This window comes from Pseudomonas sp. D5(2026), from assembly GCF_057766845.1.
In genome coordinates this window covers 3,862,083-3,883,782 of sequence record NZ_CM173421.1, presented here as the reverse complement: position 1 = coordinate 3,883,782, position 21,700 = coordinate 3,862,083, and the positions used below count along the sequence as shown (strand labels likewise).

At 63.2% G+C, this 21,700-nt stretch carries 16 protein-coding genes; 7 read left to right on the top strand and 9 right to left on the bottom strand.

Going from position 1 to position 21,700, the window contains the following annotated elements:
• Positions 1-58: 58 nt before the first annotated feature.
• The 4 genes from AC3B5Q_RS17985 to AC3B5Q_RS17970 all read left to right on the top strand — a co-directional run bounded on the left by AC3B5Q_RS17985 (position 59) and on the right by AC3B5Q_RS17970 (position 2,984).
• Positions 59-331, top strand: coding sequence for a hypothetical protein (locus tag AC3B5Q_RS17985; protein ID WP_028697557.1), 273 nt, complete (start codon positions 59-61; stop codon positions 329-331).
• Between the two features lie 2 nt (positions 332-333).
• Entirely contained in the window at positions 334-1,158 is an 825-nt protein-coding gene (locus tag AC3B5Q_RS17980) for a mechanosensitive ion channel family protein (RefSeq protein ID WP_003248659.1), read from the top strand.
• 113 nt (positions 1,159-1,271) lie between these two features.
• On the top strand, positions 1,272-1,838 hold the full coding sequence (sigX, locus tag AC3B5Q_RS17975) for an RNA polymerase sigma factor SigX (protein WP_003248665.1): 567 nt from the start codon (positions 1,272-1,274) through the stop codon (positions 1,836-1,838).
• 111 nt (positions 1,839-1,949) lie between these two features.
• Positions 1,950-2,984, top strand: coding sequence for an OmpA family protein (locus AC3B5Q_RS17970; RefSeq protein ID WP_003248667.1), 1,035 nt, complete (start codon positions 1,950-1,952; stop codon positions 2,982-2,984).
• 86 nt (positions 2,985-3,070) lie between these two features.
• Here the strand turns inward: AC3B5Q_RS17970 and cobA are convergent, their stop codons facing one another.
• The 5 genes from cobA to AC3B5Q_RS17945 form a co-directional block, all read right to left on the bottom strand.
• Entirely contained in the window at positions 3,071-3,811 is a 741-nt protein-coding gene (cobA, locus tag AC3B5Q_RS17965; RefSeq protein ID WP_021785497.1) for a uroporphyrinogen-III C-methyltransferase, read from the bottom strand.
• A 27-nt stretch (positions 3,812-3,838) separates the two neighbouring features.
• A complete protein-coding gene (locus AC3B5Q_RS17960) occupies positions 3,839-5,509 on the bottom strand; it encodes a bifunctional protein-serine/threonine kinase/phosphatase (RefSeq protein ID WP_021785496.1) in 1,671 nt (556 codons plus the stop codon).
• Positions 5,510-5,518: 9 nt separating this feature from the next.
• Positions 5,519-6,730, bottom strand: coding sequence for a nitrate/nitrite transporter (locus AC3B5Q_RS17955; RefSeq protein WP_021785495.1), 1,212 nt, complete (start codon positions 6,728-6,730; stop codon positions 5,519-5,521).
• Between the two features lie 623 nt (positions 6,731-7,353).
• Complete coding sequence (locus tag AC3B5Q_RS17950; RefSeq protein WP_003248677.1) at positions 7,354-7,929, bottom strand: ANTAR domain-containing response regulator; 576 nt, start codon at positions 7,927-7,929, stop codon at positions 7,354-7,356.
• A gap of 15 nt (positions 7,930-7,944) precedes the next feature.
• Positions 7,945-9,159 (bottom strand): CmpA/NrtA family ABC transporter substrate-binding protein, encoded by a 1,215-nt coding sequence (locus AC3B5Q_RS17945; RefSeq protein ID WP_103443925.1) that lies wholly within the window; start codon positions 9,157-9,159, stop codon positions 7,945-7,947.
• Positions 9,160-9,296: 137 nt separating this feature from the next.
• Here AC3B5Q_RS17945 and AC3B5Q_RS17940 point away from each other — a divergent pair, with 137 nt between their 5' ends.
• Positions 9,297-10,319, top strand: coding sequence for a quinone-dependent dihydroorotate dehydrogenase (locus AC3B5Q_RS17940; RefSeq protein WP_021785461.1), 1,023 nt, complete (start codon positions 9,297-9,299; stop codon positions 10,317-10,319).
• Between the two features lie 141 nt (positions 10,320-10,460).
• Here the strand turns inward: AC3B5Q_RS17940 and rmf are convergent, their stop codons facing one another.
• Positions 10,461-10,676 (bottom strand): ribosome modulation factor, encoded by a 216-nt coding sequence (gene rmf / locus AC3B5Q_RS17935; RefSeq protein WP_003248687.1) that lies wholly within the window; start codon positions 10,674-10,676, stop codon positions 10,461-10,463.
• Positions 10,677-11,237: 561 nt separating this feature from the next.
• Here rmf and rlmKL point away from each other — a divergent pair.
• Both rlmKL and AC3B5Q_RS17925 read left to right on the top strand, forming a co-directional pair.
• The gene (rlmKL, locus tag AC3B5Q_RS17930; RefSeq protein WP_021785460.1) at positions 11,238-13,430 is read left to right on the top strand and encodes a bifunctional 23S rRNA (guanine(2069)-N(7))-methyltransferase RlmK/23S rRNA (guanine(2445)-N(2))-methyltransferase RlmL; all 2,193 of its coding nucleotides are present in this window, start codon (positions 11,238-11,240) and stop codon (positions 13,428-13,430) included.
• A 94-nt stretch (positions 13,431-13,524) separates the two neighbouring features.
• The gene (locus AC3B5Q_RS17925) at positions 13,525-15,915 is read left to right on the top strand and encodes a sensor domain-containing diguanylate cyclase (protein WP_274118784.1); all 2,391 of its coding nucleotides are present in this window, start codon (positions 13,525-13,527) and stop codon (positions 15,913-15,915) included.
• Positions 15,916-16,019: 104 nt separating this feature from the next.
• On the opposite strand, the gene dacB is transcribed toward AC3B5Q_RS17925, so the two are convergent.
• The 3 genes from dacB to AC3B5Q_RS17910 all read right to left on the bottom strand — a co-directional run bounded on the left by dacB (position 16,020) and on the right by AC3B5Q_RS17910 (position 21,695).
• Positions 16,020-17,474, bottom strand: a complete 1,455-nt coding sequence (gene dacB, locus AC3B5Q_RS17920) for a D-alanyl-D-alanine carboxypeptidase/D-alanyl-D-alanine endopeptidase (RefSeq protein WP_274118785.1) — start codon at positions 17,472-17,474, stop codon at positions 16,020-16,022.
• A gap of 202 nt (positions 17,475-17,676) precedes the next feature.
• On the bottom strand, positions 17,677-18,021 hold the full coding sequence (locus AC3B5Q_RS17915) for a YggL family protein (protein ID WP_021785458.1): 345 nt from the start codon (positions 18,019-18,021) through the stop codon (positions 17,677-17,679).
• A gap of 41 nt (positions 18,022-18,062) precedes the next feature.
• Positions 18,063-21,695, bottom strand: a complete 3,633-nt coding sequence (locus AC3B5Q_RS17910) for an ATP-binding protein (protein WP_021785457.1) — start codon at positions 21,693-21,695, stop codon at positions 18,063-18,065.
• Between the last annotated feature and the right edge of the window lie 5 nt (positions 21,696-21,700).

Here is a 21,700-nt window from a genome sequence, read left to right as displayed (position 1 = left end):
GGATGTGTGACCCGTTGCCCGGCCATCTCGTCTCTTGCTGACACTGCGCGAGGTGCCCATGCACGATCCGTTTGAAGAATCCCTACGTGACCTGCTCAAGGCGTCACCCTCCGGCAATGACCGGGACGACCGGGACGACGCCGCTTGCCTGGGTCGCGTGCTGAAAACCGCCAACCGTCAGGTTGGCGCGGGTGATCTGTTCAGCCTGCTTGGTCGCTGGTGCCAGGCGCTGCTGATTGCCGTGAACAATGGCTCGGCGCACGTTGCGCCGGTGCGTCGACACTCTTCCCGCAACGCTGCCAGCGGCAGCAAAGCAGATAAGGCCGATTGAATATGGAACTCGATCTCTGGACCCAGAGCCTGGTCACCGCGATGACTGCCCTTTGGACCAAGGTAGCGAACTTCATCCCCAACCTGTTCGGCGCGCTGGTCGTGGTGCTGCTCGGTTTCGTGGTGGCCAAGCTGCTCGACACGCTGCTGTCCAAACTGTTGGCCAAATTTGGCCTGGACCGCCTGATGGCCGGCACCGGCCTCACCAAGATGCTCGGCCGGGGCGGTATCCAGGTGCCGATCTCGACCCTGATCGGCAAGATCGTCTACTGGTTCGTGCTGCTCATCTTCCTGGTCTCGGCTGCTGAATCGCTGGGCCTGGAGCGGGTTTCGGCGACCCTCGACATGCTCGCCCTGTACTTGCCCAAGGTGTTCGGCGCGGCCCTGGTGCTGCTGGCCGGCGTGCTGCTGGCGCAGGTGGCCAACGGCCTGGTGCGTGGCGCTGCCGAAGGTATCGGCCTGGAATACTCGGCGGGCCTGGGGCGTATCACCCAAGGCCTTGTGATCATCATCAGCATCTCGGTGGCCATCAGCCAGCTGGAAGTGAAAACCGACCTGCTGAACCACGTTATCGTTATCGGGCTGATTACCGTTGGTCTGGCTGTTGCCTTGGCCATGGGCCTTGGCAGTCGCGAAATCGCCGGGCAAATCCTGGCCGGCATATACGTGCGCGAGCTATACCAAGTGGGCCAGCAGGTGCGGATTGGAGAGGTCGAAGGGCATATCGAGGAAATCGGTACGGTGAAGACGACGCTGCTGACCGATGATGGCGAATTGGTGTCGCTGTCCAATCGCGAGCTGCTTGAACAGCGCGTCAATAGCCGCTAACCGCACAAAAGCTGTTAATGTATGCCGCCGCGAAATTCGACCCACGGGGTCGCGCGGCGACATTGACCTGACTGTCGGCCAGATCCGTTTTGAATAAAGTTCATTCGCCGCCCATGCGCTATGACCCCCGCGAGCTCACAGACGAAGAGTTGGTGGCGCGTTCGCATGAGGAGCTGTACCACGTTACCCGCGCCTATGAGGAGCTCATGCGGCGCTACCAGCGGACCCTGTTCAACGTCTGTGCGCGTTATCTGGGGAACGACCGTGACGCGGACGATGTCTGTCAGGAAGTGATGCTGAAAGTGCTGTACGGGCTGAAAAACTTCGAGGGTAAGTCGAAGTTCAAGACCTGGCTCTACAGCATCACCTACAACGAGTGCATTACCCAGTACCGCAAGGAGCGCCGCAAACGTCGGTTGATGGATGCCTTGAGTCTGGACCCTGTTGAAGAGGCGTCCGAAGACAAGGCTCCGAAACCGGAAGAAAAAGGCGGGCTGGATAAGTGGCTTGTGCATGTGAACCCGATTGACCGTGAAATTCTGGTGCTTCGTTTTGTCGCAGAGCTGGAGTTTCAGGAAATTGCCGACATCATGCACATGGGCCTGAGCGCCACGAAAATGCGATACAAGCGTGCGCTAGACAAGCTTCGGGAGAAATTTGCCGGCCTTGATGAAACTTAGTGGCGTGCAAATATCTCTAACGAACCGGTGAGTTCTGCTAGACTCGCCGTCGAGTTGTCCCTCTTGTTTGTGGTGGGACTGCTTAACTATCACCAGATGGGGATTTAACGGATGAAATTGAAAAACACCTTGGGCTTGGCCATTGGTTCGCTTGTAGCCGCCACTTCGATTGGCGCTATGGCACAAGGTCAAGGCGCCGTCGAGACTGAAATCTTCTACAAGAAAGAATTCTTCGACAGCCAGCGCGACTTCAAGAACGACGGCAACCTGTTCGGCGGCTCGATCGGTTACTTCCTGACCGACGACGTTGAGCTGCGTCTGGGCTACGACGAAGTACACAACGCTCGTGGCGAAGACGGCAAGAACATCAAGGGCTCGAACACTGCCCTGGACGCCGTTTACCACTTCAACAACCCGTACGACGCCATCCGTCCGTACGTTTCCGCTGGTTTCTCGCACCAGTCGCTGGGCCAGACCGGCCGTGGCGGTCGTGACCACTCCACCTTCGCCAACGTTGGCGCTGGCGCCAAGTGGTACATCACCGACATGTTCTATGCCCGTGCCGGCGTAGAAGCTCAGTACAACATCGACCAGGGCGACACCGAGTGGGCCCCGAGCGTTGGTGTTGGCCTGAACTTCGGCGGTAGCCCGAAGCAAGCTGAAGCTGCTCCTGCTCCAGTTGCTGAAGTCTGCTCCGACTCCGACAACGACGGCGTGTGCGACAACGTCGACAAGTGCCCAGACACCCCGGCCAACGTTACTGTTGACGCCGACGGCTGCCCGGCTGTTGCCGAAGTCGTTCGCGTTGAGCTGGACGTCAAGTTCGACTTCGACAAGTCGGTCGTCAAGCCTAACAGCTACGGCGACATCAAAAACCTGGCTGACTTCATGAAGCAGTACCCACAAACCACCACCGTGGTTGAAGGTCACACTGACTCCGTGGGTCCAGACGCTTACAACCAGAAGCTGTCCGAGCGTCGTGCCAACGCCGTCAAGCAAGTCCTGACCCAGCAGTACGGCGTAGAATCCAGCCGTGTTGACTCGGTTGGCTACGGCGAAACCCGTCCGGTTGCTGACAACGCCACCGAAGAAGGCCGTGCTATCAACCGTCGCGTTGAAGCTCAGGTAGAAGCCCAGGCCAAGTAATTGGTTTGAAGCTTCATGAAAAACCCGGCCTCGGCCGGGTTTTTCTTTGCCTGGGGTTTAACCGGCCTCGAAGGCTGCTCCTGCAGTCAGCCTGCGATTGCGATCCGCCCCACAGCCTGCTGCTCCCCAACCACCTCCCCAATCACCAAAATTGCCGGGCTACGCAAGCCAAACCCCCGTGCAGCTTCCACCATTCCCTGCACATCGCTTCTGCACTCCCGCTGTTGCGGCAGCGAGGCATTTTCGATCATCGCCACCGGCATTTCCGGCGCCATACCCCCCGCCAGCAATCCCTGGCGCACCTGTTCCAGCCGCGCCACCCCCATGTAGACCACCAGTGTTGTCCCGCCCTGAGCCAAGGCTGCCCAGTTCAGCTCGCTATCGTCCTGGGTGTGCGCCGTCACCAGCGTCACCCCTCGGCTCACGCCCCGTGAAGTCAGGGGGATCCCGCACTGCGTGGCCCCGGCCAGGCCGGCGGTGATGCCATTGATCACCTCCACTTCGATGCCATGGCCCTGCAGCCACAGTGCCTCCTCACCGCCACGGCCAAAGATGCAAGGGTCGCCGCCCTTGAGCCGCACCACGCAACGGCCCTGTCGCGCGTGGCGCAGCATCAGGCGCTGGATGAACGCTTGCGGTGTAGAGCGGCAGCCGCCGCGCTTGCCCACGGTCATTACGCGGGCCTGCGGGCAATGCTCGAGCACTGCCGGGTTGACGAGGTCGTCGACCATGACCACGGCGGCTTGCTGCAACGCACGCACTGCCTTGAGGGTGAGCAGTTCAGGGTCACCAGGGCCGGCACCGACCAGCCATACTTTTGCATTCATCAGGGTTTCCTCATCGGCAAGGTGCGTTCAGCCCTTGAGCAGGGTGAACAGCAGTATCAGATTGATCAGCAATGACAACAGGGCCAGGGTGCGCCACACCTTCAGCGGCTCGCGTTCCAGCAGCGGCCGGGGCCGGCTGGGCAGTTCCTGGCGATCGCCGCGCTCGAGCAGCAGCAACCAGTGTTCGGCGGTTTCGAAGCGCTGCGCCGGGTCGCTCGCCACGGCCTGCAGCAGGTTGTGCTGGAGCCATTCCGGCAGGTCGGGTCGGTAGCGCGCGGCGTTGACCGGCTGGCCGAAGCGCGGGCGCTGGAAGGCCTCAACCTCGCCGTACGGGTAGTGTCCGGTCAGCAGGTGGTACAGGGTCACGCCTACTGCATACAAGTCCTGACGCGGGCTGGGCGCGTGGCCATCGAATGCTTCCGGGGCGATGTACGAGGGCGTGCCGGGTAGCTCGTGCAGCGGGTCTTCGGACAGGCCCGGGCAATAGGCCAGGCCGAAGTCCAGCAGGCGCAGCTGCCCATCGCGGCCCAGGTGCAGGTTGTCTGGCTTGATATCGCGGTGCAGCAAGTTGCGCCGATGCAGCACGCCTACTGCCTGCAGCAGTTGCCGGGCGACCTCCAGCCATTGCGGCAGGGGCAGCGGGCCTTGTTCGGCCAGCAACGCCGCCAGGTTTTGGCCGGGATATTCGCGCATCACGTAGTACAGGTGCTGGCGCTGACTGGCGGTGTGTAGCTCGGGGAAGTGCCGGCCGGCGATGCGGCGCAGAAACCACTCTTCCAGCAACAGCCCTTGTGCCGCCCCCGGTTCCTGTTCGCGTGCCGTGGGCAGGGTCTTGAGCAGCCAAGGCTGGTTCTGGCTATCGCGTACTTTGTACAGCAAGGACTGGCGGCTGTGCGCATGCAGTGTTTCGACCTGCCAGCCGTCGATCACCTGGCCCTCGCGCAGCAGGCCGGGCACAGGCCACTGTTGCAGTTGTGCCAGGGTATCGCCCAGGTTGGCCGTGCCCAGTTGCTCGACTTGCACCAGCAAGGCGCTGGCGTTGTCCTTGCTGCCATTGAGGTGGGCACTGGTGACCAGGGTGTCGGCGGCCAGTTGCAGGTCGGTTTGCTCGCGCAGCACGGCCTGGATGTGCTGTTCGCCCAGGCTGGCCCAGACCCCGTCGCTGAGCAGCAGAAAGCACTCGCCCGGTTGCAGCTCGCCCTCCAGGTAATCCACCAGCAGGTGCTGGTCCAGGCCCAGTGCCCGTTTCAGTACATGCTGCATGCCCGGTTGGTCCCATACATGGTCTTCGCTCAGGCATTGCAGGTTCCCCTCGTGCCAGCGGTACACCCGACAGTCGCCGACATGGGCCAGGGTAAAGCGCCTGCCGCGCAACACCAGCGCGCTAAGTGTGGTCAGCAACGGCTGGCCGCTGCCTTGGGCGCGCAACCAGCGGTTTTGCGCCAGCAGCAGGCGGTCGAGGGCCTGGGCCACGCTCCAGGTGGCCGGGGTGGCGTAGTAATCCAAGGCCAGGGCCTGCAGGCTGGCGCGCGCCGCCAGGCCGCCGTCGGCACATTGGCTGACGCCGTCGGCCAGGGCGAACAGGTAGCCTTTGCTGGCGGCCAGCTCTGGTGCCGGCGTGACCAGGCGCAGGGCGTCCTGGTTTTCCGCGCGAGGCCCGGTGGCGCTGGCCTGGGCGAAGCTCAGTTGCAGACTCATCGGCGTGCCTCAGACCCGCGCTGCAGTGACTGCAGTCGAGCCCCAGGTGGTGCGCCAGCGCTGTTTCACACCGTGCAGGCCGAACCAGGCCAGCAGGCCCAGGCTGGCGAACAGCCATAGCCCCAGCTGGTAATCGCCCGTGTGCTGCTTGATGGTGCCCAGCCCGGCCGCCAACAGGAAGCCGCCGATGCCACCGGCCATCCCGATCAGGCCGGTCATTACCCCGATCTCTTGGCGGAAGCGTTGTGGCACCAGTTGGAAGACTGCGCCATTGCCGGCCCCCAGGCCGAGCATGGCGCTGACGAACAGCGCCAGTGCGGCCGCGGCAGAGGGCAGGTTGAAACCGACTGCGGCAATGCAGATGGCGGCCACGCTGTACATGCCCAGGAGGGTGCGGATGCCGCCAAAACGGTCAGCCAGGGCGCCTCCGAGCGGGCGCATCAGGCTGCCGGCGAACACGCAAGCGGCGGTGTAGTAGCCGGCGGTAACCGGGTTCAGGCCGTATTGGTCGCTGAAGTAGCCGGGCAGGGCGCTGGCCAGGCCGATGAAGCCGCCGAAGGTAACGCTGTAGAAGAACATGAACCACCAGCTGTCACGGTCGCCCAGTGCCTTGAGGTAGTCGGCCATGGCTTTCGGCTTGGGCCGTTGCGGAGCATTGCGCGCCAGCAGTGCGAACACCACCAGGGCCAGTGACAGCGGGATCAGGGCAAAGCCGAATACATTGTTCCAGCCAAAGCCTGCTGCCAGTGCCGGTGCCAGCAAGGCTGCGAACACCGTGCCGGAGTTGCCGGCGCCGGCGATGCCCATGGCCTTGCCTTGGTGCTGTGGCGGGTACCACTGCGAAGCCAGCGGCAGCGAGACGGCGAAGGACGCACCGGCAAAGCCCAGGAATACACCTAGCAGCAGTGCCTGTTCATAGCTGTGCACGCCAAGGTACCAGGCTGCAGCCAGGGCGAGGATAACCACCACCTGGCCGATCAGGCCGGCAGTCTTGGGCGACAGGCGATCGACCAGAACGCCCATGGCAAAACGCAGGAGCGCCCCGGCCAGGATCGGTGTGGCGACCATCAGGCCCCGTTGTTGTGCGCTCAGTTGCAGGTCGGCAGCAATCTGCACCGCCAGCGGGCCCAGCAGGTACCAGACCATGAAGCTGAGGTCGAAGTAAAGAAACGCGGCGAACAGCGTGGGCACATGCCCGGATTTCCAGAAGCTGGTACTCATCGAACACCTCACTCGGTAGTGCAACGGAACGAAAAAGACGCCGCTACCCGCTCCACGGGCGTGGAGGGGAGAGCGACGTCTTTGTCGGGATTCAAGTGGGGTAACCGCCGTTGGCTACCGGTGAGATTTGTTCAGCAAGAGATGGGCCAACTGTTGGTGGGGGTTGTCTTAAGGTCTTCAGCGCCTGTTAAATCGAGCGCCGCCCGCGCGGCGCATCGCGAGCTGCGCTTGCTCCTACGTTTGTTTTTGGCCAGTAACGCCTGTTCCAGGCGCGCGCGACCGCCTTGTTTGTACGGTGCGATCTTGCGCCATACGCCAAAGCGTTCGCGCGCAAATGGCACAGAAATAATTGGCCCGAAACAAACGTAGGAGCGAGCGCAGCTCGCGATGCGCCGCGCGGGCGGCGCTCGATCTGCGTTTGTTTTTGGCCAGTAACGCCTGTTCCAGGCGCGCGCGACCGCCTTGCTCGTACGGTGCGATCTTGCGCCATACGCCAAAGCGTTCGCGCGCAAATGGCACAGAAATAATTGGCCCGAAACAAACGTAGGAGCGAGCGCAGCTCGCGATGCGCCGCGCGGGCGGCGCTCGATCTGCCAGGCGCCAAAAATCTCACGCCCAGCGCATCAGCCGAGCATCTCATGCATGGCAATGATCTGTTCGGCCACCTGGATCAGCTTCTGCTGCCGGCTCATGGCCTGGCGACGCATGAGGGTATAGGCCTGCTCTTCGTTGCAATCCTTCATCTTCATCAGCAAACCCTTGGCCTGCTCGATGCGCTTGCGTTCGGCCAATTGCTGGTCGCGCGCAAGCAACTGCGCCTTGAGTGCCTGATCGCTTTCGAAGCGGGCCATGGCCACATCCAGGATCGGCTGCAGCCGCGCAGCATGGATGCCCTCGACAATATAGGCGCTGACCCCTGCCTGAATGGCCTGGCGCATCATCCCGGGGTCGTGCTCGTCGGTGAACAACACGATGGGCCGCGGCTGGTCACGGCTGACCAGCACTACCTGTTCCATCACGTCACGGTCCGGTGAGTCGGTATCGATCAGTACTACGTCCGGGCGCACCGTTTCGACGCAGGCGGGCAGGTCGATGGTCAGGTCCGGGGCTTCAATGATTTCGAAGCCGGCCTCACTCAATGCCGCCCGGAGACGACCTAGCTTGCTCTGGGTGTCGTCGATCAGCAGGATGCGCAACATGTTCGTCCTCCCCCCTCACACGCCGACACGGGCATCGGGCAGGTCGCCCAAGGCATGCAAGCTGAAACTTCGGGCATAGCCGAAGGGGTCGCTGCCGTCCCAGCGGGAGCCATCGATCAGCAGGCTGCTGCGCATCGGCTGGCCCGGGCAAGCGATGCCCAGGCTCTGTGCGGCCTCGCTGTACAACTGCAGTTGCTGGACCTGCCGGGCCACGCCGAGGTAGTCGGGGTCTTCGCGCAGCAGGCCCCAACGGCGGAACTGGGTCATGAACCACATACCGTCGGACAGATAGGGCAAGTTGGCCCGCCCTTGGTCGAACAGGCGCAGGGCATGCGGGTCTTGCCATTGGTTGCCCAGGCCGTCCTCATAGTGGCCGAGCAGGCGAGGGGCTATGCTGTCCAGCGGGGTGTCCAGGTAGGTGCTTGCGCTCAGCAGTTGCGCGGTGCTGCGGCGGTTTTCCGGGCTTTGCTCGATGAACCGGCTGGCGGTGAGGATCGCCTTGATCAGCGCGCGGGCGCTGTTGGGGTATTGCTCGGCAAAGGCGCGCGCGCAGGCCAGGACCTTTTCCGGGTGATCCGGCCAGATCGACTGGCTGGTGGCCAGGGTGAAGCCTTGGCCTTTGGCCACGGCGTCGGCGGCCCAGGGTTCACCGACGCAGAAGCCGTCAATGCGCCCGGCCTGGAGGTGTGCAGCCATTTGCGCCGGTGGCACCACGACGCTGTCGACGTCGCGCAGCGGGTGGATGCCCTGGCTGGCCAGCCAGTAATACAGCCACATGGCGTGGGTGCCAGTGGGGAATGTCTGGGCGAACGTCAGGCGTGCGCCATGCTGGTGCACCAGGCGCGCCAGCGCCTCAGGGTTGGTCACGCCCTTGCGCTGCAGGGCAGGGGACAGGTTGATAGCCTGGGCGTTCTGGTTCAGCCCCATGAGCACGGCCATGTCGCTGGCAGGTACGCCGCCAATGCCCAGGTGCACGGCGTAGACCAGGCCATACAGGCAATGCGCGGCGTCCAGCTCGCCGCTGACCAGCTTGTCGCGTAGCCCGGCCCACGAGCCCTGGCGCTTGAGGTTGAGGGTAAGGCCGTGCTGCTGGGCGAAGCCCTGGGTGGCGGCGACCACCACCGAAGCGCAGTCGGTCAGGGCCATGTAGCCGATGTTCAGGCTGGTTTTTTCCGGCGCATCGCTGCCGTTGACCCAGGCCAGGGGCGTTGCTCGGGGTACAGTGTTCACAAGAGTCCTCGCCCTTACTGATAAGGCTGTGGGCTGAACGGGTGCAACCGATGTGCCAAGCGCTCCACGATTTGCTGTCCTGTCAGCCCCTCGCTGGCTATAATCGCCCCCTCACTCACCCTGAGCCTTGCCCGCCCATGTATACCCTGGCCCGCCAGCTGCTGTTCAAGCTTTCCCCGGAAACTTCCCACGACCTGTCCCTGGACCTGATCGGCGCCGGTGGCCGTATGGGCCTCAACGGCATGCTGTGCAAGCAACCGGCGTCATTGCCGGTTTCGGTCATGGGCTTGAACTTCGCCAACCCGGTGGGCCTGGCTGCTGGCCTGGACAAGAACGGCGCGGCCATCGACGGCTTCGCCCAGTTGGGCTTCGGGTTTGTCGAAATCGGCACTGTCACCCCGCGTCCGCAGCCAGGCAACCCCAAGCCGCGGTTGTTCCGCCTGCCGGAAGCCACGGCCATCATCAATCGCATGGGCTTCAACAACCTGGGCGTTGATCACCTGCTCGAGCGCGTACGCGCGTCGCGCTACAAGGGGGTGCTGGGCATCAACATCGGCAAGAACTTCGACACACCGGTCGAGCGTGCCGTCGATGACTACCTGATCTGCCTGGACAAGGTCTACACTGCCGCCAGCTACATCACGGTCAATGTCAGCTCGCCGAATACCCCGGGCCTGCGCAGCCTGCAGTTTGGGGACTCGCTCAAGCAGTTGCTCGACGCCCTGGCCGAGCGCCGCGAGCAACTGGCCGGCACACACGGCAAGCGCGTGCCGCTGGCAATCAAGATTGCGCCGGACATGAGCGACGAAGAAACGGCGCTGGTGGCCGCCGCGCTGATGGAGTCGGGCATGGATGCGGTGATCGCCACCAACACCACGCTGGGCCGTGAAGGTGTCGAAGCATTGCCATACGGTGGCGAGGCGGGCGGCCTGTCGGGCGCGCCGGTGCTGGAAAAGAGCACCCATATCGTCAAGGTGCTGGCAGGTGAGCTGGGCGGCAAGTTGCCGATCATCGCCGCCGGTGGCATTACCGAAGGCCGCCATGCTGCTGAAAAGATCGCGGCCGGGGCGAGCCTGGTGCAGATTTACTCGGGCTTCATTTACAAGGGGCCGGCGCTGATTCGCGAAGCGGTGGATGCTATCGCGGCAATGCCGCGCTGATCTGACAGGCCCATTCGAGGGGCGTGGGTACGGCTGATGAGGTTTGCCAAGGCATAAAAAAGGGCCCCTTCAAGGGGCCCCTGGGCCTTCGCCCGCCGCCCGGATGGGGCGTGCATGGTAAATCGAATTCAGTGTCCTCGTTCAGCCAACGGCGTGATTTTCGTTGAGTCTATGGATGCCAGCGGTGCCAGTCATTCCGTCCCAGTTATCACCGCGACCTTCACGCCAGCCGTTGATCCAGGCTTGGCGAACAGAAGGAAGATTGAAGGGGCAAAGTTCGCGGGATTTGCCGGTGACCCCGTATTGGTAACCACGTGAATATGCTCTTTCCAACGGATCACGCTTAAGTCTTCTCATAGGGTGTTGCCCTCACTTGTTGACTGTAATGTCCCGTCGGCCTCTCCGAGGCCGGGCAGAGTCGTTCTGCCGGTTTGCGCTCGCTGCCGGCGTGGCGAGCTGAAAGTGCCGCCTCGTTGCGAAGTGGCCTGAGACCAGTTCTATCGAATGCGAGTCACGGTGTGAATGACCGTTTTGTCATAAGCACGTAACCTTTCCAAGGGTCAGGGGATAAGTAAATAAATGCGACTCAACCTTGTTTGGTGTTCAGCCCCGTAATGATCGGGTTTTGCCGTTCTTTGACGTCATTTCGCCAGCGTTGTTTGCGGATGACAGAAATAATTTGAAATGCGACGAAGGGTCACATCGGCCCGCAGGTCGCCAGAATTTCTCGTACTGCCTGATGATCTAAGCTGTCTTTGCCACTGGGCCAGGCACGGATCGGTCAGGCGGCCCGGCTTTTCTGCTGCACTTTGTGTGCGCAGAGGGCCACCCGCACGCCTGCTGGAAAGGTGTACGGGCAAACATCGCGGGGCGATGCGTCGCCCCGTCAGTCAAATAGCCCAAGGCGCTGGAATACTCATGTCGGACCGTTTCGAACTTTACCTCACCTGTCCCAAAGGCCTTGAAAGCCTGCTCGCCGAAGAGGCCAAAGGCCTCGGCCTTGACGAGGTGCGCGAGCACACCTCGGCCATTCGCGGCGCCGCCGACATGGAAACTGCTTACCGCCTGTGTGTCTGGTCGCGGCTGGCCAACCGCGTATTGCTGGTGCTCAAGCGCTTCTCGATGAAGAACGCCGACGACCTTTACGACGGTGTGCACGCGGTCGACTGGGCCGACCACCTGGCAGCCGACGGCACCCTGGCTGTGGAGTTCAGCGGCCATGGCTCAGGCATCGACAATACCCATTTCGGTGCGCTGAAGGTCAAGGATGCGATCGTCGACAAGCTGCGTAACCGCGAAGGCCTGCGCCCGTCCGTGGAAAAGATCGACCCTGACGTGCGTGTGCACCTGCGCCTGGACCGTGGCGAGGCCATTCTGTCCCTCGACCTGTCCGGGCACAGCCTGCACCAGCGTGGCTACCGCCTGCAGCAAGGCGCCGCGCCACTGAAGGAAAACCTGGCGGCAGCGGTGTTGATCCGTGCTGGCTGGCCGCGTATTGCTGCCGAAGGTGGTGCGCTGGCCGACCCGATGTGCGGTGTGGGTACCTTCCTGGTCGAGGCAGCCATGATCGCCGCCGATATCGCCCCTAACCTCAAGCGCGAACGCTGGGGCTTCAGTGCCTGGCTCGGCCATGTGCCGGCGCTGTGGCGCAAGGTGCATGACGAAGCGCAGGCGCGCGCGCAGGCCGGCCTGGCCAAGCCACCATTGTGGATCCGTGGCTACGAGGCTGACCCGCGGCTGATCCAGCCGGGCCGCAACAACGTCGAGCGTGCCGGCCTGGGCGACTGGGTAAAGATCTACCAGGGCGAAGTCAGCACCTTCGAGCCACGTCCGGACCAGAACCAGAAAGGTCTGGTCATCAGCAACCCGCCCTACGGCGAGCGTCTGGGTGACGAAGCCAGCCTGCTGTACCTCTACCAGAATCTGGGCGAGCGCCTGCGCCAGGCCTGCATGGGCTGGGAAGCAGCGGTATTCACCGGCGCGCCGCAACTGGGCAAGCGCATGGGCATTCGTAGCCACAAGCAGTACGCGTTCTGGAACGGCGCATTGCCATGCAAGCTGTTGCTGTTCAAGGTGCAGCCTGACCAGTTCGTCACGGGTGAACGTCGCGAAGCGCAGCCTGAAGGCACCGAAACCCGTCAGCAGGCGCCGCAGGCCAGCGAGCCAGCGCGGCTGTCGGAAGGCGCGCAGATGTTCGCCAACCGCCTGCAAAAGAACCTCAAGCAACTGGGCAAGTGGGCCCGTCGCGAGCAGATCGACTGCTACCGCCTGTACGATGCCGACATGCCCGAATATGCCCTGGCGGTCGACCTGTACCAGGACTGGGTACACGTGCAGGAATACGCCGCGCCACGTTCGGTCGACCCGGACAAGGCTCAGGCGCGCCTGCTCGATGCACTGGCGGCCATCCCGCAGGCGCTGGGTATTTCGCCGCAGCGTGTAGTGCTCAAGCGTCGCGAGCGGCAGAGCGGCACGCGCCAGTACGAACGTCAGGCCACTGAGGGCCGCTTCCAGGAGGTGAGCGAAGGTGGCGTCAAGCTGCTGGTCAACCTCACCGACTACCTGGATACCGGCCTGTTCCTTGACCACCGCCCGATGCGTATGCGCATCCAGCGCGAGGCTGCCGGCAAGCGCTTCCTCAACCTGTTCTGCTACACCGCCACGGCCACTGTGCACGCGGCCAAGGGCGGTGCGCGCAGCACCACCAGCGTCGACTTGTCGAAGACCTACCTGGACTGGGCCCGGCGTAACCTGGCGCTCAATGGCTATTCCGAGCGCAATCGCCTGGAACAGAGCGATGTAATGGCTTGGCTGGAAGGCAACCGTGACAGCTACGACCTGATCTTCATCGACCCGCCAACCTTCTCCAACTCCAAGCGCATGGAAGGCGTATTCGACGTGCAGCGTGATCATGTGCAGCTGCTGGACCTGGCCATGGCCCGCCTGGCGCCGGGTGGCGTGCTGTATTTCTCCAACAACTTCCGCAAGTTCCAGCTGGACGAGCACCTGATGGCGCGTTACGTGGTGGAAGAAATCAGCGCCCAGACCCTGGACCCGGACTTCGCCCGAAATAACCGTATCCATCGCGCCTGGCGTTTGCAGCTTCGGTAAGGCGACGAGGTACATTGCGCGGCTAATGGCCAATAGCTATAACTGAGGTCAGGGCAAGATAATCCGCAGGACGCTGACGTGACGAGATGGGTGTATGTCAAAGGGTGGCGTGCGTGCGCGGTTACTTGGCTTGTGCACAGAGAGGGTGTCTGCCTGGGCGATGGCGCTGATCGCACTGGTGGCCGGCGGCTTGTTGACCGCTGCCCTGGCATTTGCCGCGCACACCTTCTACAAGCAGCAGCTGCGCCAGCGCTTCGAGCTGCTGGCCAGCGAGCGCTTCAGCCGTATTGCCGAGCGCTTTGACGAGCAGCAGCAGCGCCTGGACGGGCTGCGACGGTTTTTCAGCTTTTCCAGCGAAATCACCCTGCGCGAATTCGACGGCTATGCCCGGCCACTGCTGCAACGCACCCTGGCCTATGCCTGGGCGCCGCGCGTCGAGGCTGGGCAACGCGCCGAATTCGAGCGCCTGGCCAGTGCCCATACCGGCCCAGGCTATGTGATTCGTGACCTGGATGCGCAAGGCCAGTGGCGCCCGGCGTCGCAGCGCGACCATTACTTCCCGGTGCTCTATACCCAGTCGGGCGATCGGCCCGGGTTGCCTTATGGCCTGGACCTCGCGGGTCAAAGCGGGCCCCAGGCAGCCCTGGCGCGGGCGCTGGGGCCGGGCAGCATGGCGGTGTCCGAGCCATTGACCCTGTTCGATACCCACTCGGCAGAGCCCGGCCTGCTGATGGTGGCACCGGTATTTTCCGATGCCGACCCCCGTGGTGCGGCCGCGGGCTATGTGATGGCCTTGCTGAGCATGCGCGAGCTGGTCAGCGAGGGGCGGCCGGTAGCGGCCGATGACAACCTTGTGGTGCACATCACGGACCCGTCTGGGTTACAAGGCCCTGTCCTGATGTTCGATTCACAAAATCCAGTCGCGCCCCTGGCGCTGGCCAGCAACCCGGTGTTGCGCCTGGCCGATCACCATTTCCAGCTGAATATTCAACCGAGCCAGGCGTTCGTGCAGGCGAACCGCACCTCGGCAGTGCTGGCGGTCGGTTTGCTGGGCGGGTTGTTGAGCCTGTTGCTCAGCGTGCTGCTCTACAGCCTGTTAAGCCAGCGTCAGCGCGCCCTGGCCCTGGTTGCACAGCGTACAGCCGAACTGCAGGTCAGCGAGCAGTCGTTGCGTGGCACCCACAACCAACTGCGCAGTGTGCTGGACGCCGCGACCCAGGTGGCGATCATCGCCACCAACCTCAAAGGGGTGGTCAGCACGTTCAACGCCGGCGCCGAACGCATGCTCGGTTACGCAGCCAGCGAAGCGATCGGCCGGTTGCGCCTTGACGACCTGGTACTGCCGGAGGAACTGAACCTGCGTGCCCAGGCCTTGAGCTTGCGCTTTGGCCGCGCCATTGCTGGCGGCCAGGCGATGTTCGCGGAAACGGTGCAGGCGCACGGGGCCGAGCCTGGTGAGTGGACCTTGCTACGAGCCGATGGCAGCCAGTTGGTCGCCAACATGCTGGTGACTGCCATGCTCGACGAACAGGGGTTGTGGGTTGGCTACCTGGCCATCTGCATTGACGTTACCGAGCGGCGCCGGGTGCATGAGGCGTTGGCAGCGCGTGACCGGTTGCTGGAAAAGCTCAGCGCCGAAGTGCCGGGCGGCATCTACCAATATCGGTTGGATGCCAACGGCCATTCGTGCTTTCCATACGCCAGCATGGGCCTGTATGACATCTATGAGGTCGACCTGCTGCAGTTGCGTGAGGATGCCGCGGCGGTGTTCGAGCGTATCCACCCTGATGACCTGGAGCGCGTGCGCCGCTCGGTGCGCTATTCGGCCGAACACCTGTCACCCTGGCGCGAGGAGTATCGGGTCTGCCTGCCACGGGCCGGGCTGCGCTGGGTGCGTGGCGAGGCGACGCCGGAAGTGGGCGAGCAGGGCTGTACCCTGTGGCATGGCTACCTGACGGACATCTCCGACCTGAAGGGCGTGGAAGAAGAGTTGCGGGCGCTGTCGGTCACCGACTCGCTGACCGGTATCCATAACCGTCGCTACTTCCAGGAGCGGCTCAAGATCGAACTGGAACGGGCCCAGCGCGATGGTTTGGCACTGTCGGTGATCATGCTCGATATTGATCACTTCAAGCGCATCAACGACCGCTTCGGCCATGCCGTCGGCGACCGGGTGCTGCGCAGCCTGTGCCAGCGCATCAGTCAGCGTTTAAGGCGTACCGATGTGTTCTGCCGTTTGGGCGGGGAAGAGTTCATGGTGCTATGCCCGGGCAGCGATGTCGACCAGGCGCGGCTGTTGGCGCTGGAGTTGTGGCAAGGGGTGCGCAATGTGCCGGTGGAAGGCGTGGGCCAGGTGACCGCGAGCTTTGGTGTGGCGCAGTGGCGGTCGGGCGAGGGCGCCGATGCCTTGCTGTTGCGCGCCGATGCCGGCGTGTATGCGGCCAAGCAGGCCGGGCGGGACCGGGTGGAGGGGGAGCCGCTATAAAACCGCGCGCGCGGTCGGCGTAGGGGCCGCTTTGCGGCCCTTGCTCGACCCAAGGCCGCGCCTGCGTCGAGCGCGGGAGCCGGCCCGGGTGATGGCAGGTGGAGTCAGTTGGCCGCTGTGCTGCCAGCCAGCTTCGGCTGGCGATACAGGTCAAGCAGCACCTGGTCCAGCACCTGCGAGGCACCCCACGGTTTGGGGTCGTTGAGGATCGCCGCCACCGCCCAGGTATGGCCGTTGCTGTCGCGGCTGAAGCCGGCAATCGCCCGTACAGTGTTCAGTGTGCCGGTCTTGATGTGCCCTTCACCGGTCATCGCGGTGCGCTTGAGACGCTTGCGCATGGTGCCGTCCATGCCCACCAGCGGCATCGAGCTCATGAACTCGGCGGCGTAAGGGCTCTTCCAGGCGGCTTTGAGCATCTCGGCCATTTCCCGGGTACTGACCCGTTCGGCACGCGACAGGCCAGAGCCGTTTTCCATCACCAGGTGCGGCGCGGTAATACCCTTTTTCGCCAGCCATTGGCGTACCACGCGCTGGGCAGCACGGGCGTCGTCACCGTCGGCATCGGTGCGGAACTGCGCGCCAAGGCTCAGGAACAGCTGCTGGGCCATGGTGTTGTTGCTGTACTTGTTGATGTCGCGGATCACTTCCACCAGGTCGGGCGAGAAGGCGCGGGCCAGCAGGCGAGCGCTCTTGGGCACATTCTCGATGCGGTCGCCACCCTGGATGTTGCCGCCCAGTTCGCTCCAGATGGCGCGTACGGCACCGGCGGCGTAGGTTGGGTGGTCGAGCAGCGACAGATAGGTTTGCGAGTTGCAGCCGTCACCCAGTTGGCCGCTGACCGTTACACTGATGCCGTCGGCCTGAGGCACCGGGTTGTAGCGTACATCACCGGTGCATTTCTTCGAGGCTACCGGCTTGACCTGGTTGTCGATGCGGATGCGGGCAATCGGCGGCTCGACTGCGACGGTGACCTTGCCACCATCATTACGGGCCACGAAGCGCAGGGCCTTGAGGTTGACCAGCAGTGAGTCGGGCTTGACCAGGAACGGCTTGTTTTCATCGCCGCCGTCATCGTTGAACTGCGGCAGGTTGGGTTGCACGAAGTGGCTGCGGTCCAGCACCAGGTCACCGGTGACGGTGCGCACGCCATTGGCGCGCAGGTCACGCATCAGCAGCCACAGCTTTTCCATGTTCAGTTTGGGGTCACCGCCACCTTTAAGGTAGAGGTTACCGTTAAGCACGCCGTTGCTCAGGGTGCCGTCAGTGTAGAACTCGGTTTTCCACTGGAAGGTCGGGCCAAGCAGTTCGAGGGCGGCGTAGGTGGTGACCAGTTTCATGGTCGACGCCGGGTTCACCGACACATCGGCATTGAACACGGTCGGGGTGCCGGGGCCGTCCAGCGGCAGCATCACCAGCGACAGCGCTGTGTCCTGCAGCTTGTTGGCCTTGAGCGCCTTCTGCACTTTGGCAGGCAGGGTGGTATTGACGGCGGCGTGGCTGGGCAAGGCAAGCGGCAACAGCAGGCCGGCAAGAATGAGGGGTCGAAGCGTTTTGATCATAGTGAGCGAATACCCTGCGGCGAGGGAAAAGGGCTTTGGGGCTGTAAGAGATGATGGCCCCACGACGTAAACAGTACGCATTATGCCCCAAGCGCAGCCGCGATGCGTCACGTTCGACGGAAAAGCAACGCCAATAAAAAAGGCCACCCGAGTGGGGTGGCCTTTTCAGCAATGAACCTTTTCAGCCCGAAGCTGACAAGTATCACTCAGCCTTGTTGATCGGCTTTTCCGGGTACCAGGCGTCCAGCAGCGGGCTGACTTCGATCTTGGTCAGTTCGCCACGGCCTTTGAGCCAGGCTTCAACAGCAGCGCGCTGTTCTTCGCTGACCGAGCCGCGTTTGACCGAGCACACCAGGCCGAAATCGTCACCGCCTACATAATCCAGGCCGTTGGCGTCCATGGCTTCTTCCAGGAACGCGTCGAGGAAAGCATCGATTGCCTGGTCATCCAGATCTTCCTTGAATTCCAGGTTCAGCTCGAAGCCCAATTCCTGAAACTCGTCGACACACAGCTTCTTGCGCAGACGACGGGAGCGGTTTGTGGCCATGAAACAATCCTCTTAGGTAATAACGCCGCGCAGTCTACCAGTTAACACGCCTGGCTGCCTGCCTGAGTAACTGTGCTTGTGGTCAATTCCCTGGCCAGTGCACGGTCCACTCGGCGCATATGTCGTGCCAGTGCCTGGCGCCGCAGGCGCACCTGGGCAGTGGTCAAACCGCTGGCCTCGAGGGCTTCACAGGCCGCCATCAAGTCAGGGGCTTCCAGCATGCGCGCTGCGCTGAGCACCTTGTGGGCCTGCTCGGCAATGGCGCGGCTATCAAGCTGCGGGTGCAGCGCCATCAGGCTGGCCAGGTCGACCTGAAGGCTCTGTTGCAAGGCCTCCAGGAAGCGCTGGCGGTCGACCGGGTCAGGCCCGACCACGGCGGCCAGGCCGTCCAGTTGATACAGCTTGCGTCGGGGGCGTTGCTGGCGGCGCGGGCAAATGCCAGCCAGGCGCTGGCTGAGGGTGCTCAGGCTGATGGGCTTGAGCAGGCAGTCGTCCATGCCGGCGTTCAGGCATTTGCGGCGTACCTCCGGCTGTGCGTTGGCGGTATAGCCGAGTATGGTGCAGCGTGGCCGCCTGGTATGGCGTTCTTCGGCGCGCACGGCAGTCGCCAACTGGTAACCGTTCATGTGCGGCATGTTGCAGTCGAGTACCAGTACATCGAAGTCGCCTGCCCGCCAGGCGGCCAGGCCCTCCCGCCCATCGCGGGCGCTGGCGTGTTCCAGGCCCAGGTAGCCAAGTTGTTGCGCCATCAGTTGCAGGTTGGCCGGGTGGTCATCAATGACCAGCACGTTCAGCCGTGGGTCGGGCACGTCGAGCTGCTCGGGCAAAGGTGTCGGCTGCGCTGCGGCATCAACCCGTTGCAACGGCATTTTCAGGCGCACCTGGGTACCGACATCCTCCAGGCTCTTCATGGACAGGCTGCCGCCCATCATTTCGCACAGGTTGCGGCAGATGGCCAGGCCCAGCCCGGTACCTGCGCGGGCGCCCTGGCTGTGCGGGTTGGCCTGGATAAACGGGTTGAACAGGCGCTGCAGGTCGTCGGGGTGGATGCCGATGCCACTGTCGCGCACCTCCAGCTCCAGTACCGCTGGTGTGCTGGTACCGTCATCCAGCAGGGCGACGCAGATGCGTACCTGACCGTGCTCGGTGAACTTGATGGCGTTGCTCACCAGGTTGGAGAGCACCTGCTTGAAGCGCAGCGGGTCAAGCAGGACATGGCAGCGTGCGGCCGGAGCGATCTGCACCTCCAGGGCCAGGCCTTTCTGCCGCGCCTGGCCATCGAACATGCGCCCCACCGATTCGACCAGCGCCGCCAGGTCGACCACCTCCGGGGCCAGGGACAAGTGCCCGGACTCGATGCGTACGATGTCCAGAATGTCACCGATCAGGCCTAGCAGGTCTTTGGCCGAATGGTGCGCCAGTTCCAGCGCGCTGCGGTCCACCCGGCCCTGGTCGGCGCGCTTGACCGCCAGTTCCAGCATGCCGATCACGGCGTTCATCGGGGTGCGGATTTCGTGGCTGATGGTCGCCAGGAACGTGCTCTTGGCGCGGTTGGCATCGTCGGCCTGCTGCTTGGCCTGGCGCAGCTCCATGACCAGTTGGCGGCGTTCGCTGATGTCGATCCAGCCGCCGATGATCCCCTGCACCTCACCCAGGGAGTCGCGGTACGGCAAGATCCAGTGGTAGATGGTCAGGTCCCGGCCCTTGATCCGTAATGGACGGTCCTTGATCAGCGGCGAGCCCGCAGCCATGACTTTCTGATAATCAGCCTGGATCTGCAGAGCTTGCTCGGAATCGGCAAACAGGCTGTCGTTCAGTTTTTTGCCGATCACCTGGTCGGAGCGGGCCTGCACGGCTTCAAGGTAGCTGTAGTTGCAGCTTTTCAGGCAACCCTCGCGGTCACGCACATACATGGGGTGGGGTGTACCATTGAGCAGGGCGCGCATGAATGCCAGCTGGTCATTCAGCGCGCGTTCGGCGTGCTGGCGCTGGCGAATTTGCAGGCGCAGGCGGGCATTCCAGAGCAAGGCCAGCAACAGAAGCACGGCGGTGGCCAGCACTACCTGCAGGGCAAGGCGGCTGTAGCCTTTGGCGTTGTCGTCCTCATGCCTGCCAAAGCCGCGCCAGCGGTTGTTGATTACCCCCAGCTCCTCCGGTGAGATGCTCAGCAAAGCCTTGTCGAGGATAGACAGCAGCGCCTGTGACGGGCCAGTGGTGGCCATGGCGAAGTTGGCGGGTTCGCTGCCGACCGAGGTGCGGATGACCAGTTCAGGGTTGCTGGCCAAGGCGTGGTTGGCGTCGATCAGGGTGGTGATCACCGCGTCGACGGCCCCACTGTTGAGCAACGCCATGGAGTAGAACGCGCTTTCGGTTTCGACCCAGCTTATTTTGGGGTAGTCCCGGGACAGCATGGCGTTCAGGGTGCTGTAGCGGGTAATGGCGATGCGGTGCCCCTGCAACTGCTCCAGTGAGCTAAGTGTGTTGTTGCCCTTGCGGTTTACCAGCACATAGGCGCTTTCGAGGTAAGGGCGGCTGATTTGCAGGTCGTCCCCTGCTTTCCCGGCGCTGGCCAGTGCGGCGATGACATCAGCCCGGCCATCCTTGAGGCGAGCGACCATGTCGGCAAGGCCACTGGCGCGCTGCACTTCGAAACGCAACCCGGTGCGCAGGCGAATGAGCTCCAGCAGGTCGGCGGTGATGCCTCGGAAATGCCCCGAATCATCGAAATAGGACAGTGGTGCAGCCGCGTCATCTGCCGCCACGCGCATCACCGGGTGCTTCTGCAGCCACTGCTGCTCGGCCTCGCTCAACTGCAGTTGGCGATCGCTCAGCAGCAGGTCGCTGCCAGCGCTCCAGCGTTTGAAGATACTGGAGCGTATGGCCGGGCTCTGCCTGTCCAGGATGGTGTTCACCAGGTCCAGCAGCAAGGTATCTTGCTGACGCAACGCAAAGCTGAAGCCGATGGCCTCGTGTTTGCCGAAGTTGGCCATGCGCAGGCCGGGCAGATGGCCGCGGTTGAGCTGGTAGTGCGTGGAGATGGTGTCGCCGATGAACACGTCGGCCTGGCCGAACGCGACGGCATTCAATGCCTGGCTGGAAGAACTGAAGGCCAGCAGCTCGGCCTTGGGGTAGGCGCTGAGGACTTCCTGTCTGGGCAAATAGTGGTAAAGCATGCTCAGGCGCATGCCGGCAAGGTCCATGTCCAGCGCCCGGTTTTCGTCTTCACGCGTTACCAGTACGGGTTGATCGACGGCATAGGGCTGCGACAGTGCCAGGCCGTCACTGGCCGCTTCGTAGCCATTGGCGCTGCCCAGCAGGTCGATATCGCCGTGCCTGAGCGCCTCTACCGCCGCCTGCCGGCTGGAGAAACGCAGTACCCTCACCGGCAACTGCAAGGCCTTGCCGATCAGGCTTGCATATTCGGCAGTCAGGCCCTGGTAGTCGTTGCCGCCACCGGTGATGTCGAACGGCGGATAGTCGGGTGCCGACGTACCCAGCACCAGTTCCTGGCGGCCTTCGAGCCATTGTCGTTGTTCGGGCGTGAGCACGGGCTGGACCGGTCGGGCCGATGAGCGTGCGATCAACGTAAAGGACGCGGCTTCGCGATGGACAGCCTGTGTCGCGCCGCTGAACAGCAGCAGGGCGAGCAGCAGGCGATTGATGGCTCGGGCCATGACCA

Coding starts and splice junctions, on each gene's coding strand:
- sigX (WP_003248665.1), top strand. CDS start 1,272: ATGCGCTATGACCCCCGCGAGCTCACAGACGAAGAGTTGGTGGCGCGT.
- AC3B5Q_RS17950 (WP_003248677.1), bottom strand. CDS start 7,929: ATGTTGCGCATCCTGCTGATCGACGACACCCAGAGCAAGCTAGGTCGT.
- AC3B5Q_RS17940 (WP_021785461.1), top strand. CDS start 9,297: ATGTATACCCTGGCCCGCCAGCTGCTGTTCAAGCTTTCCCCGGAAACT.
- AC3B5Q_RS17980 (WP_003248659.1), top strand. CDS start 334: ATGGAACTCGATCTCTGGACCCAGAGCCTGGTCACCGCGATGACTGCC.
- AC3B5Q_RS17915 (WP_021785458.1), bottom strand. CDS start 18,021: ATGGCCACAAACCGCTCCCGTCGTCTGCGCAAGAAGCTGTGTGTCGAC.
- dacB (WP_274118785.1), bottom strand. CDS start 17,474: ATGATCAAAACGCTTCGACCCCTCATTCTTGCCGGCCTGCTGTTGCCG.
- cobA (WP_021785497.1), bottom strand. CDS start 3,811: ATGAATGCAAAAGTATGGCTGGTCGGTGCCGGCCCTGGTGACCCTGAA.
- rmf (WP_003248687.1), bottom strand. CDS start 10,676: ATGAGAAGACTTAAGCGTGATCCGTTGGAAAGAGCATATTCACGTGGT.
- AC3B5Q_RS17910 (WP_021785457.1), bottom strand. CDS start 21,695: ATGGCCCGAGCCATCAATCGCCTGCTGCTCGCCCTGCTGCTGTTCAGC.
- AC3B5Q_RS17955 (WP_021785495.1), bottom strand. CDS start 6,730: ATGAGTACCAGCTTCTGGAAATCCGGGCATGTGCCCACGCTGTTCGCC.
- AC3B5Q_RS17970 (WP_003248667.1), top strand. CDS start 1,950: ATGAAATTGAAAAACACCTTGGGCTTGGCCATTGGTTCGCTTGTAGCC.
- AC3B5Q_RS17960 (WP_021785496.1), bottom strand. CDS start 5,509: ATGAGTCTGCAACTGAGCTTCGCCCAGGCCAGCGCCACCGGGCCTCGC.
- rlmKL (WP_021785460.1), top strand. CDS start 11,238: ATGTCGGACCGTTTCGAACTTTACCTCACCTGTCCCAAAGGCCTTGAA.
- AC3B5Q_RS17925 (WP_274118784.1), top strand. CDS start 13,525: ATGTCAAAGGGTGGCGTGCGTGCGCGGTTACTTGGCTTGTGCACAGAG.
- AC3B5Q_RS17985 (WP_028697557.1), top strand. CDS start 59: ATGCACGATCCGTTTGAAGAATCCCTACGTGACCTGCTCAAGGCGTCA.